Here is a 12217-nt window from a genome sequence, read left to right on the forward strand (position 1 = left end):
ACCTCATCACAGATTCTGGTTCACGTAGGCCAGCATCTGGTCTACGGCCGAAATGACTTTGGAGTTCATTTCGTAGATCCGCTGACTCTCAATCAGGTTAACCAGCTCTTCGGTCACGTTAACGTTGGAGGTTTCCAGCGAGCCCTGACGAATGGAGCCCAAACCGTCAAGCGAAGCCGTGCCCTGAATTGGGGTACCGCTGGCGCCCGTCTCCAGATAGAGGTTTTGCCCTATGGGATCCAGGCCGGACGGATTGATGAAATCAGAGATGGTCAGCTGGCCCACCACCTGGTTTTCGGCGGCGCCCGGGGTTTTAACCGACACTTCACCTTCGGCGGAAACGGTAATACTGGTGGCATCGTCCGGAATGGTAATGGCAGGCTGCAGCACATAGCCGGCGCCGGATGTCACTATCTGGCCGGTATCATCCAGAGTGAACTGGCCGTTGCGAGTGTAGGCAGTGGTGCCGTCCGGCAGTTGGATTTCAAAGAATCCCGGGCCTTCAATCATCATGTCCAGCGCGTTATCTGTGGTTTGCAGATTCCCCTGGGAGAAAATCTTCTGGGTGGCCACTACCTTGGTACCTGCGCCCAGGTTAAGGCCATTGGGCAGCTTGGTGTTGGAAGCACTGATACCACCGGCCTGATTGACCGTCTGATACAGTAAGTCTTCAAATATCGCCCGGCCCTTTTTGTAGCCTATGGTGCTGGCATTAGCGACGTTATTTGAAATCACCGAGATGTCTGTTTGCTGGGCATCTAGCCCAGTCTTACTTATCCATAACGCGGGATGCATATCAATTACTCCTAGCTAATGCGCATCAATGAAGCGGACGACTTGTCGTTCTCTTCTGCGGTTTTCATCATTTTTACCTGCAGCTCAAACTGACGTTGCAGCTCAATCAGGTTGACCATTTCATCCACGGCATTGACATTGCTGCCTTCCACAGCGCCACTTTCCACATTCACAAAGGGATCGGCGGCGGCCGGATTGCCGTCCAGAGTGCGGAACAAGCCATCTTCACCGCGCATCAGGTTCTGATTGCCCGGGTTGACCAGCTTGATGCGGCCCACCTCTTCAATCACCTCGGCGGTTGCGCCCTGGGGACGAATGGAGATGGTGCCGTCGGTGGCAATCTGGATTTTGTCTATCGGCAACGGCAGCACTATCGGGCCGTTATCGCCCATTACCGGGTTGCCCCTGTCGTTACGCAGTAAACCTGTGGTGTCAAAACTCAGACTGCCGGAGCGGGTGTAGGCCTCGCTGCCATCGGCTGCCTGCACCGCAATCCAGCCTTGATCTTTGATGGCTATGTCCAGATCCCGCCCGGTCGATTTGATAGGGCCGGACTGAAAGTTAGCCGAGGGCGACTCTGTCATGGCAAACACCCGGGTCGGCAATCCTTCACCGAAGGCTTGCATCGCACGGGCCTGAGCCATGTCTGACTTGAAACCATCTGTGTTGGCATTGGCCAGGTTGTTACCCCGAACCGCCAGCGCATTCATGTTTTGTTTGGCGCCAGTCATGGCGACATAGAGAAGTTTGTCCACCTGCTGCTCCGTCAATCTTTTTACCTATTCAGGTAAAAGCAAACATCGTGCCAATAAAATGAGCAATCGAGCGCAGTGACAACAGAAGAACTTCAGTGACTTGGGAGTGTGTACAGGGAGAAGCGGCAAGACATTGCCGTAGCGGCAATGTCTTGCGCTGGAAGCATTAGCGGATCTGCAGTACTGTCTGCTGCAGTGTATTGTTCACTTCCAGAGTACGGGAGTTGGCCTGGAAGTTACGCTGAGCCGAAATCAGGTCCACTAGCTCAGTGGTCAGGTCGACGTTGGCCTGTTCCAGCGTTGAGGAACGGATACTGCCGAACACGCCACTGTTGGCCTCACCGGCCAGCGCTGCACCTGAGTCCAGGCTCGCTTTCCAGGAGGTGTTACCTACCTGGCTCAGACCCTGTTCATTGGAGAAACGCGCCAGTGCCACCCGCGCCAAAGGCACGGTCGAGCCATTGCTGTACTTGGCTGAGATCAACCCGTCTGTACCCACTTCCACATTGGTCAGACGACCCACAGTCACCCCATCCTGCGTCAATTCAGTGGCGTTGAACTTTTCCGAGAACTGGGTCGGGTTGTTGAAGTCTATGGTTATTGTCTGGGTTCCGTCCGCCGCAGGGCCGAGAACATTGGCACCGCCAACACCCAACTGCTCTGTGGTGATCACCGCCGGATCTGAACCTATATAACCGCCGACATCGTTGAACTTGAGCACGGCGCCAGTCCAGCCACCAGCAGTTTGCGCTGTGCCTGTGCCATCCGGGTTACCGTCACCATCAGTATCTGTCTGATAGCTGCCAACGGCGCCGCCGCCCAGATTAACCGGCTTGTCGTCGATGGCATAGTAAGCCACCCAGTTACTCTCGCCCGTGTAGGCGCCATTGTCCGGACGCACAAAATAGGTGGTCAAGGTGTGGGAGTTACCCAGGGAGTCATAAATGGTCACTGCGGTTGAGTTGTTGAAAGTGTCTGACTTGGATGGGTCAAACAGCGCCGGATCTTTGGTGGCCTGGGTGGAATCCAGGTTCATGCTGATGCCGACATTATTGGTCTTCTGCGGGCTACCGGCAGTATCCGGGATCTGCACCGGCTTGGTAGTGGTCAAACTCACAGAGGTGGAGTTGCCGTCTTTATCGACAGGGAAGCTCTGCAGGAAGTTACCTGCGGCATCGACCAGGAAACCGTTTTCATCACGCTTGAAGGCACCGGCGCGGGTGAAAGAGTAATCCTGACTGCCCACATTGGGAGAGGTCACGAAGAAACCGCCACCGTTGATCGCCAAATCCAACGCATTGTTGGTGGAGTTCAGGTTACCCTGGTGGAACTGCTGCGCCACCTGAGTGGTGGTCACACCGCCGCCCACTGTGGTTCTGCCGTTGGAGAAAATCGAGCTGGCGTAAACATCGGCAAACTCGGCCCGGGATTCTTTAAAGCCGACGGTATTGACGTTGGCAATATTGTTGGCTGTGGTATTGAGATCTTTCTGCGCCGCAGCAATCCCACTCAGAGCAATGTTAAAAGACATAATTCACCTCATGATTTTCAGATACTGTCCGGCGCAGCCGGGGCAGAAACAGAATTAAACTTCGGAAACAGCCAGCACGTCGGCCAGTCTGATCCCGCCAATACCTCTTAGGTTCAACACGGCGCCACTGGCCGAGTTGAGCGATACACTGGTCACGTGGGCATAGGCACTGACAATAAGATCCTGGGACTTGCCATCGACAACCCCGCTGGCCTTCATGGTGTAGATACCGGCCTCAACGGGTTTACCGTCCTTATCCAAGCCGTCCCATTCCACGTCTATGTTGCCGCCGGCACTGCCATCCACATCAAAGGTCTTGATTACCTGGCCGGCTTCATCCTCAACAGTCACCTTGATGGAAGGCATTTTCTCTGGCGATGTGATCACCCCTTTGAGGGTCGGGTCTTCCTCGGAAACATAGCCGGTGCCCGCCGGGATCAACACTTTCTGCCCCACCAGGCCTGATGCCTGTAATGCCTGACTCGAGGTCATTACCGTGTTGAGGTTCACTATCTCCTCGTTGAGCTTGGAGATACCATCCACGGTAGAAAACGACGCCATCTGGGCAATCATCTGGTCGTTGTCCACAGGCTTGAAAGGATCCTGCATCGACAACTGCCTACTCAGCAGCGAGAAGAAATCTTCCTGGGTCAGCTGCTGATTGTTACTCTTCTTGGTCTCCGAATCCCGTTTGACACTTATGCTGTCGAGGAAGGGGTTAACTGAACTTACACTCATGGGCTATGTCTCCCTTTATTTGCCCATTCTCAGGGTCTGCTGCAGCATGGACTTGGCTGCATCGGCCACCTGGACGTTCATCTGATAGGAGCGGGAGGCGGAAATCATATCGGCCATCTCTTCCACTACATTGACATTGGGTTTGTAGATAAAACCATCGGCATCGGCCATGGGATGATCCGGCGAATACTCTTTCAACAAGGGTTTATCGCTTTCCACTATGCCCTTAACCTTTACCGCAGCGCCTTGCTGCTGTTGACCATTGGCCTTGGCCAGCTCGGCCTCAAAAATGGGATGCCGCGCCTTGTAGGTCTTATCGATACTGGAAGAGACGGAATCTGCGTTGGCTATGTTACTGGCGGTGGTGTTCAAGCGCACAGACTGCGCCGACATTCCCGACCCCGCAACATTGAAGATATTGTATAAGCTCATGATTAATCTCCTTTCAATGCCTTCTTCATCCCGGCGAACTTACCGTCGAGGAACCCAAGCGACATCTGATATTCAAGCGCATTTTGCACAAAGGCCTGCTGCTCTTTTTGCATATCGACAGTATTGCCGTCACCCGTGTCCGGTTGATCCGGCACCCGATACTGCACATGCTGGGCCGTCAGCGCCTTGAGGTCGAAATGCTTTTCAGAAGTTGCCGCCATGCTCATCCCCTGTTGCCGCCCTTTTGCCGCCTGCAACGCCGAGGAAAAATCAACATCCCGAGCCTTATAATGTGGGGTATCGGCATTGGCTATATTGCTGGCAAGCACTTCGGCACGCTGGGCGCGAATGCCCAGAGTGTATTGATGTATTCCAAGGGCCTTATCGAAACTGATCGCCATAAAACCGCCTCCTCCAATGACTCGACAAAAACAAAGCAAGCTTTGTGCCAGATATAGAGTGGAGGATAACAGATAAGAAGATGATGGCCGTTAGGGTGAAAGGTAAAACAGAAAAGGCCCGTCCAAGTTGACGAGCCTTTCAAACTATCTAATTAAAAATCAAATGATTAGGTGGTTAATTTTTCTTTTGATAATAGATGCCTGGGTTACAGCGCACCATGTCGAATTCATCGGTCAACCCGGCAATCGATTCACTGGCGCCCAAAAACAGTATCCCCTTGGGATTAAGGGCGGCAGCAAATTGCCGCAGTATTTTTGCCTTTGCCTCCGGCGCAAAATAGATAAGCACGTTGCGGCAAAAGATGATGTCGAACTTGCCAAGTAAGGTGTAGCTTTCAAGCAGGTTGTGGGCCCGAAAACTCACCAAACGGCGCACATTGTCTTTAACCCGCATATTGCCGTTGGGCAGGGCTTCAAAAAACTGACGCTTGCGCTCTTCAGACAGGCCGCGGGCCAACGCCAGCTTATCGTACTCGGCGTTTTTACAACGCTCCAGCATGGACGGCGACAAATCTGTGGCCTGAATCATGGCGCCACCCGGCAAAGCCCCCGGCTTACGCTGCTGATATTCAAGCACTGTCATCGCCAGTGAATAGGGTTCCTGGCCGGATGAACAGGCTGCCGACCAAATCTTCAACGGCCGCCCCAGCTTGGCATAACCGGGCAACAATGTATTGCCGAGCAGGTCAAAAGGATACTTGTCCCGAAACCAGAGGGTTTCGTTGGTGGTCATGGCATCGACGACTTCAGCGCGTAACTGACGCTCGGTGGGCCGCATCGACTGCTTAACTACGTCCGACAGGGATGGCAAGCCATATTTCCCCATCAAAGGCGCCAAACGGCTGCGAACCAAATACTGTTTGTTCTCACCCAATACAATGCCACTGTGCTGTTCAAGAAACAGCCTGAATTGATTGTACTCAGTTTCTGCGAGAGATTTATCTGGCACCTTAGTGTCCTAACTATCCGTGAAAACGTCGCTGCAACTCAATGCAGCGCCATTTAAAAACTGGGTCAGCGTTATACCCCAGCCCCATTTGCAACACAAGACATCAAACTCACTATAGTCATAAAAATCCACAGCAGACAGCGACTATAAACTCAGATGCTTGTTAACTGCCGATGCCAATTCATCGGGGTTGAACTTGGCAATAAAATCGTTGGCGCCCACTTTTTGCACCATGGCCTGGTTGAACACCCCACTCAACGAGGTATGCAACACCACCTTGATATGTTTCAGCTTGGGATCATCACGGATCTCGGCGGTCAGGGTGTAGCCATCCATTTCCGGCATTTCAATATCTGAAATAATCAGCGGGATCTCATCGGCGACATTGTCCATCTCCGACGCGATACTTTTCAACTTATCCAGCGCTTCCCGGCCATCTTTGGCAGTATCTATCTGCAGGTTCAACGAAGACAGCGCCCGAATGATCTGCTTACGGGCCACTGAAGAGTCGTCAATCACCATAATATGATAGTGCTGCTCTCTGTCGATTGTGAGAGATTCATCGATTTCCTGACTGATGTCTGTCTTAACCGGCGAAATTTCATCGAGAATTTTCTCAACATCGAGAATTTCAACCAACTCACCTTCGATTTCGGTCACCGCGGTCAGGTAGGAGTATCGCCCTGCTCCTTCCGGAGGCGGCATGATGGACTCCCAGTTCATATTGATGATCCGCTCGACAGACTTCACCAGGAAGCCCTGCACGCTACGGTTGTACTCGGAAATAATGATGAAGCAATCCTTGACATCATCTATGGGTTTACCGCCGGTCGCCGCACTGAGGTCGATAACCGACACTGTGGTGCCGCGAATATGGGCCACGCCCTTAACGAAGGAGTTCAACTTGGGCAGTGCCGTCAGCGGTGGGCACTGTAGAACCTCTTTAACCTTGAACACGTTGATCCCGAACCTTTGCCTGCCGTTGAGTTTAAACAACAGAAGTTCGAGACGGTTTTGTCCGACCAGTTGAGTGCGCTTGTTGACTGATTCAAGAATGCTCGACATAAGGCTGCCTTGTTGTCTTTGTATTGATAAATACCTGCTGTCACGCAGACAGGCATACTATTTGCTTTGTCCAAGACACTGGGTCTCAGTCAAATTTCTGACTAAACCTGTGGTGAAGCCAGCACTGGGATCCGCGAATCATTGAAAGTATAGGTGTAATCTGGCGAGACAAGCTAGCCCGTTCATTATGAAAGTAAATTTTGCGTACATTTTGGCTACAATTTTAATGCCCATCCCAGCGGTGACGGCAGAGAATAGCTTTGTTCCCAGTATATCGGCCGTAGAAAGCCTGGCTAAAGAGGCAGTTGCCAAAAAAGTGCTGGCGGCCGAGAATGCTCAAATTACCATCACGCCGCAGCGGCTGGATTCCAGGCTCACGCCCCCCAGATGCAATTCGCCTTTGACGGCCGAACTTGCCAGCGACAGAGAGATAAGCCGCAACAATACGGTACGCATAGGTTGTAACAGTCCGGAGCTCAGCTACCCGTGGCAAATCTATGTCTCGGTGCGGGTGGATATCAGTTACCCTGTGGTAGTGGCTACCCAGACACTGGCCCCGGGCACTGTGCTTGGGCCGGAAAATCTGGCGCTGCGTTACATAGATGAAACCAGTTTGCGCGGCGCGCAATTTGACGATATAGCCACAGTCACAGGTACCCGCCTCAAGCGGCGCATAGCCAAAGACTATCCGGTATTTGCCGCCAATCTCTGCTTTGTCTGCAAAGGTGACAGAGTCTCCATCTATGCCCGTAACGAGAAGTTTCAAATAAAAACTGTTGGTGAAGCCCTGCATGATGGTAACCTTGGGGAACAGATTCGGGTAAAAAACACTCGCTCAGACAAAGTGTTGGAGGCTACTGTCACCAATGTGGGCGAAGTGGAAGTTCGAATGTAAAAAATGCTAAAGTTCCCCTTGGCGGTGCCGATAAGACAGCAAGGTAATCAGAGAAAAGGCTGGAGCCGAGATGGCTATGGATATTAAACAACTGCAAAATCAACCCAGGGTGAACACAGGTTCAGTCCCCAAGAACACAGCTCAGAGCAGCCAAACAGCTCAGCAAGGTGCTGCTCCGCAGAAAGCTGACTCTGTTGTGGTGTCACAACAGGCGCAGCAACTGCAAGGAGTACAGAGTAAAATGGCCTCCCTGCCGGAAATAGATCAAAAGAAGATCACCGAAATTAAATTGGCGATCGCCGAAGGCAGATATAAGGTTGACCCGGAAAAACTGGCAGCCAACATATCTCAATTCGAATCAGAACTGAACGAACTCAATAAAGGGTCCTGATGCCTGATACCCCGGATATCACCAGCCTGATAGCACAGCAGACGACTCAACTCGAGCGTCTGCTGAACTTGATTGAGCAGGAAAAAAACGCCCTGCTGGATCGCAATGCCGATAATCTGCTGCAACTGGCCAAAGACAAGGGCGACCTGCTCAATGAGGTCAAGGCGGTGGATGAAGCGCTCTCCTCTCATCCTGAACAAGCCAAACTCAGTCAGCCACCATTGGCCGAACAGGTCAGTGAAGCTCGTGAACTATTGGCTGCTTGCCAACTGCGCAATCAGGAAAATGCCGGCCTGATAGAACTGAGCATGGCCAGTATCAATCGCCTGGCGCAAGCGCTGCAGGTCAGCCGTAACGCCTCCAGCCTGACCTATGATGGAAAGGGCAAAACCTCAACCATCGCCACCCTGGGCAACGATCTCAAGGCTTGATTAAGACCCGACTGCTGTTGCTTATAGCTTATTGTGTAAGCTCAACTCTTTAGTCAGAATCACCGCCTGTGGCCCCCTGCCCTAGTCTGAACTCAAGGTGGTTACTCAGGGGACTCGACCCGGAACGCAAAGCTCAGCCCAGAACGCAAAGCTCAGCCCTCAATTCAGCAACGCATCTTAAGCCATAAAAGGCCACAAAAAAGCAGCCAAACAAGGCTGCTTTTTGCTTATGCCAATTGAAGGTGCGAGCCACTCTCTACAAAATTTACAAAAGTGAACGCCGCGGGGACTTATTCTCACCTTCCTAAAAATAAGTGATCTCTTTGACTCGCTGGGGGCGATTTTGCTGCTGATACAGATCCCACACCCGGGCGAAATCCAGCTCCAGTTCGGTCACATAATGATCTCCGGCCGGATAACTGCGCACTACCTTAGCACCGCGGATCACCCCGGAAACCGAGGCCTGGATATTATCGCCTTTCAGCATCCAGTCACTGACTTTGCTGTCGGCCGACAATCGCTGACCATAGACTTGTTCGGCCAATTCACGATAAGCGGCAATCTTGGATGCCTGCATCGCCATCAGCACCTTTTGCGACTGTTCCTTGGCCGGTTGGCTGGCCAGCGGGGCATAGCCTATTGCCGTCAACTTGGGAAAACTGCTCGGCGCCTCAGTCTCCCACTGCACATATCTGTCCTTATCGGCGCAGCCACCCAGAATTAACGCCAGCGCCAGCGTGGCCAATGACAGTGTTTTGTTCCAATGCTTCATTACTTGTCTCCCACTATCCGGCCCTTATCCTCACCACGGCTTTCGTAGCGATAAAGCAGCCCTTCTTTTGACACCACCTTATTGGAAGGCGCCAAGTAGCCGGGCAGCTCTTGCTCCTGTACCCGCACACCGGCTGCCGAAAGCACCCGGTTGTTGTTGACGTTGACAATTCGGCTGTTGAGCAGCATTTCACCTTTCGCCTGACTCATGCTGGTGACCAGTACATGCTCCACCGCAATATCGGTCGGCAGTTGCTGCCAATCACGGGTAAGGATGAAATCCCCCTGTGGCGTTACCCGCACCGCATCGGCCAGGTTCAAATCCACCAGGTTAAAACCGCGCTGATGAAAGGCCGTCATCAGCCCCTGCTGCAGTTGTGAAGCGAGCGCATTGCTGCTCTGCATGTCTTCCACCATCACTGGTGTCATCACCAATAGCGGCTGGGTCGGCTTGAGAGCGTCATTATGAGTTACCAACTCGTCAACCAACTGCTGCGCCAATAGATTGACTGGCGCCGCTTGAGACTTGACCTCGGCCTGCTGTTGCGGCGAAGTCATGCCGCAAGCAGGCAGCAAGAGTAAAGGCAATATACACAGGGCTTTATACATAATATCCATCCCACTGGTACCCTGGCGGGCACTTGCTTTATTGAGGAACCTGGCGACTCTTGGACCTGGCGTGAACCTTGACCTACCTGACTTATGCCGCGCTTTCTCCGAGGTTGTCATTAAGCACCACGGCTAACTCGATTAGCGCCAAGTTCCTTTCACTGGGGTAAAGCTATGCAAATAAAATACCAACCTAAGTTAGGCCTGCAGACCAAGTACAAACAGATGACACCGGCGAACAAACCCGGTTGCCTGGCAGCTTATTACAGGCTTTTACGAAGATGTTTAAGGGGCTTATCTACGCCTTTTCATTTCCCACACCTTCATTTGCCCCTTCAATTTATCCACTGGCGGGCAATGGGAACTTATATTCTCTGTTCCCTTATCGGCAAACTCTTGCCGCGCTTTAGTCATGGTCGCAAACTGCGCTGCATCAGCTGTGAATGGATGGCGCTGGCATAAAATTTGAATAGCAAGCGATACCAGTTTAAGTGGCGGCAAAATTCCGTCACCCTGACTCTTATTTTGAGGAACCGTCTTATGAGATTGCGCCCTTTGCTCTTGCTGCCGCTGCTAGGCATCAGCCTGAACGCCATGGCAGAGTGGACCGAGGCCCGAGGTGAAGCCAAAATAATCAATGGCAATCTGACCCAGGCACGGGAAGCGGCAATGGACAACGCCATCAACATGGCCTTGCTCTCCCGTGGCGGCAGTTTCCAATCAACCCAGAGTGTCAGCCAGGGGCGCTTGACCCAAAACGATTTCAGCCTCTCCAGCCAGGCGCAGATAAGCAGTGTCGAACTGGTCAGCGAAATGCGCCAGGGAGACAAGCTCAAGGTGGTTATGCGGCTCGATATTCTCGACGGCCCGGATAACAAGTGCCAAAGCTCAGCCATCAAGGCCGCTATCCTGGTGCCACAGGCCAGCATTAAGGACAGAAGCCAACTGCGTTATGGTCAGTTGGAAAATTTCCAGCGAAGCCTGTCCGAGCGGATAGCGGCAACGCTGGATAAGCAATCTTCCACCAGTTTTGCCCACCTGCATGCCAAAGAGCGGCTGGATATCAAAGAAGAGCTTATCAATATCCGGGGTTACCGTTTGCCGACCTGGATAAGTGAAATTACCGACAGCCAGTATCTGTTGCTGCCGCAAATCATAGATATCTCCACCGAACCGGCCGAGTCCGGCTTTATGGGCCTGTGGGACAGCGAGCCTCAGCGACTGTTTCAGCTGCAGCTCAGCCTCTATCATGGGATCAGCGGCGAGCAGATCTGGTATCAGAACTACAGCATTTCCGCGCCCTGGGAGTTTGCCAAAAATGAATCCGTCGCCCCCAACAGCGACAGATTCTGGCGTGCCAGTTATGGGCAGGCCATAGATAAGGTGCTGGCCAATGCCAGTAAAGATATCGATATGGCACTGGCCTGCAGACCGCTGCTGGCACAGATAGTCGTGCGTCAACAAGATAGAGTGATACTCAACCTTGGGCGACGCAACGGCATCCGCGTGGGCGATCAGTTCCAAATCGTGCTGCAACAAAACCTGCCCGACCGCATGAACCAGATGCGCGCCGTGGCCGGAGAAACCCGGGCAAAAATCACCATAGATCAAGTCACAGAGGAAAGTGCCATCGCAGTGCTCAGCGGTGAAAATGCCGCCCTCAACATTCAGGTGAATGACATCGCGATTAAGATTTAAGCAATTAAATCCAAAGCCTTTTCATCCGGGTGAAAACCAGTATAATCACTGGCGTCTCCCTATAGCTCAACAGGATAGAGCAGTCGCCTCCTAAGCGACCGATCGGGGTTCGAGTCCCTGTGGGGAGACCACTACTTTCTTCTTGTGCTTGCTAGCACAAATCTCAAGCTTTTTTGGAACCCATCCACTGCCGATTCAGGCACTTCAAATTAATGATTTTGTTCTCTGATAGTTTCCTCTTTGGGAAAACGTTGAGTTGGTGATGTGTTCATCGTGGCTTTAAAGCCCAAAACTGTAGTGGCATAGTGAATTTGGCCATCTAAATAGACAGAACATCCAAACCACTTTCTGAGCTGCAAGGAAGCTCGTTGCAGGGGTCAGTCTCTGATAAATAACGACGGATTTTTGGAAATGAGACTCTCTGAGATGAGTAATCTGCGTGCTTCATACAAAAACTGCGGTTGCTAGGCATGCCTAAGGCAGGCTTAAGCCTGTTTCTGCAACATCACCAACGGATTAAGGTTAATGGGGATGTATTGCTTGGCTTTGTTGCTTACCCCGGCACCACTTACCGCCATATTTGGCCTTCATGGCACACATGGCATCCCATCGGCCACTCATGCCACTGTACTGACGGCGAAACTCCTTGGCGGAAGTTATCCAGGCATCGTCACTGATACCAAGCTCAAGCAGTAG

14 protein-coding genes, 1 tRNA gene and 1 pseudogene are annotated in these 12217 nt (G+C 52.3%); 5 read left to right on the forward strand and 11 right to left on the reverse strand.

Going from position 1 to position 12217, the window contains the following annotated elements; all coding sequences use genetic code 11:
* Positions 1–6 precede the first annotated feature (6 nt).
* The 8 genes from flgG to ACMHXI_RS17235 all read right to left on the reverse strand — a co-directional run bounded on the left by flgG (position 7) and on the right by ACMHXI_RS17235 (position 6726).
* Positions 7–795 (reverse strand): flagellar basal-body rod protein FlgG, encoded by a 789-nt coding sequence (gene flgG / locus ACMHXI_RS17200; RefSeq protein WP_025011050.1) that lies wholly within the window; start codon positions 793–795, stop codon positions 7–9.
* A gap of 11 nt (positions 796–806) precedes the next feature.
* Positions 807–1550, reverse strand: coding sequence for a flagellar basal-body rod protein FlgF (gene flgF, locus ACMHXI_RS17205; RefSeq protein ID WP_028779120.1), 744 nt, complete (start codon positions 1548–1550; stop codon positions 807–809).
* Between the two features lie 166 nt (positions 1551–1716).
* Positions 1717–3081 carry a flagellar hook protein FlgE gene (gene flgE, locus ACMHXI_RS17210; RefSeq protein ID WP_071237834.1) on the reverse strand — a complete coding sequence of 455 codons (1365 nt, stop codon included), beginning with the start codon at positions 3079–3081 and terminating at the stop codon, positions 1717–1719.
* A 54-nt stretch (positions 3082–3135) separates the two neighbouring features.
* The gene (gene flgD, locus ACMHXI_RS17215) at positions 3136–3819 is read right to left on the reverse strand and encodes a flagellar hook assembly protein FlgD (protein WP_413735585.1); all 684 of its coding nucleotides are present in this window, start codon (positions 3817–3819) and stop codon (positions 3136–3138) included.
* A gap of 15 nt (positions 3820–3834) precedes the next feature.
* Positions 3835–4251, reverse strand: a complete 417-nt coding sequence (flgC, locus tag ACMHXI_RS17220) for a flagellar basal body rod protein FlgC (protein ID WP_025011047.1) — start codon at positions 4249–4251, stop codon at positions 3835–3837.
* A gap of 2 nt (positions 4252–4253) precedes the next feature.
* Positions 4254–4652 (reverse strand): flagellar basal body rod protein FlgB, encoded by a 399-nt coding sequence (gene flgB, locus ACMHXI_RS17225; RefSeq protein WP_413735587.1) that lies wholly within the window; start codon positions 4650–4652, stop codon positions 4254–4256.
* Positions 4653–4827: 175 nt separating this feature from the next.
* The gene (locus ACMHXI_RS17230) at positions 4828–5661 is read right to left on the reverse strand and encodes a CheR family methyltransferase (protein ID WP_025889999.1); all 834 of its coding nucleotides are present in this window, start codon (positions 5659–5661) and stop codon (positions 4828–4830) included.
* A 144-nt stretch (positions 5662–5805) separates the two neighbouring features.
* On the reverse strand, positions 5806–6726 hold the full coding sequence (locus ACMHXI_RS17235) for a chemotaxis protein CheV (protein ID WP_025011045.1): 921 nt from the start codon (positions 6724–6726) through the stop codon (positions 5806–5808).
* A gap of 187 nt (positions 6727–6913) precedes the next feature.
* Here ACMHXI_RS17235 and flgA point away from each other — a divergent pair, with 187 nt between their 5' ends.
* From flgA to ACMHXI_RS17250, 3 genes are all read left to right on the forward strand, one after another.
* The gene (gene flgA, locus ACMHXI_RS17240; RefSeq protein ID WP_413735589.1) at positions 6914–7621 is read left to right on the forward strand and encodes a flagellar basal body P-ring formation chaperone FlgA; all 708 of its coding nucleotides are present in this window, start codon (positions 6914–6916) and stop codon (positions 7619–7621) included.
* A 70-nt stretch (positions 7622–7691) separates the two neighbouring features.
* Positions 7692–8012 (forward strand): flagellar biosynthesis anti-sigma factor FlgM, encoded by a 321-nt coding sequence (gene flgM, locus ACMHXI_RS17245; RefSeq protein ID WP_025011043.1) that lies wholly within the window; start codon positions 7692–7694, stop codon positions 8010–8012.
* Positions 8012–8443 (forward strand): flagella synthesis protein FlgN, encoded by a 432-nt coding sequence (locus tag ACMHXI_RS17250; protein ID WP_037473786.1) that lies wholly within the window; start codon positions 8012–8014, stop codon positions 8441–8443. Before flgM ends, ACMHXI_RS17250 begins: the two co-directional genes overlap by 1 nt.
* Before the next feature lie 304 nt (positions 8444–8747).
* Here ACMHXI_RS17250 and ACMHXI_RS17255 read toward each other — a convergent pair whose 3' ends face one another.
* Both ACMHXI_RS17255 and ACMHXI_RS17260 read right to left on the reverse strand, forming a co-directional pair.
* Positions 8748–9215 (reverse strand): LPP20 family lipoprotein, encoded by a 468-nt coding sequence (locus ACMHXI_RS17255; protein WP_051472584.1) that lies wholly within the window; start codon positions 9213–9215, stop codon positions 8748–8750.
* Positions 9215–9832 carry a FlgO family outer membrane protein gene (locus ACMHXI_RS17260; protein WP_413735592.1) on the reverse strand — a complete coding sequence of 206 codons (618 nt, stop codon included), beginning with the start codon at positions 9830–9832 and terminating at the stop codon, positions 9215–9217. The genes ACMHXI_RS17255 and ACMHXI_RS17260 overlap by 1 nt, the downstream gene beginning before the upstream one ends.
* Before the next feature lie 531 nt (positions 9833–10363).
* Here ACMHXI_RS17260 and ACMHXI_RS17265 point away from each other — a divergent pair.
* Together ACMHXI_RS17265 and ACMHXI_RS17270 are read left to right on the forward strand one after the other, a co-directional pair.
* Positions 10364–11521, forward strand: coding sequence for a flagellar assembly protein FlgT (locus tag ACMHXI_RS17265; RefSeq protein ID WP_028779114.1), 1158 nt, complete (start codon positions 10364–10366; stop codon positions 11519–11521).
* 55 nt (positions 11522–11576) lie between these two features.
* Positions 11577–11652 (forward strand) — tRNA-Arg (locus tag ACMHXI_RS17270).
* 391 nt (positions 11653–12043) lie between these two features.
* Here ACMHXI_RS17270 and ACMHXI_RS17275 read toward each other — a convergent pair.
* Positions 12044–12217, reverse strand: a pseudogene (locus ACMHXI_RS17275) (alpha-amylase family glycosyl hydrolase); the annotation flags it as partial.

This window comes from Shewanella sp. BJSY2023SW005 (assembly GCF_047314585.1).
Lineage (GTDB): Bacteria > Pseudomonadota > Gammaproteobacteria > Enterobacterales > Shewanellaceae > Shewanella > Shewanella algae.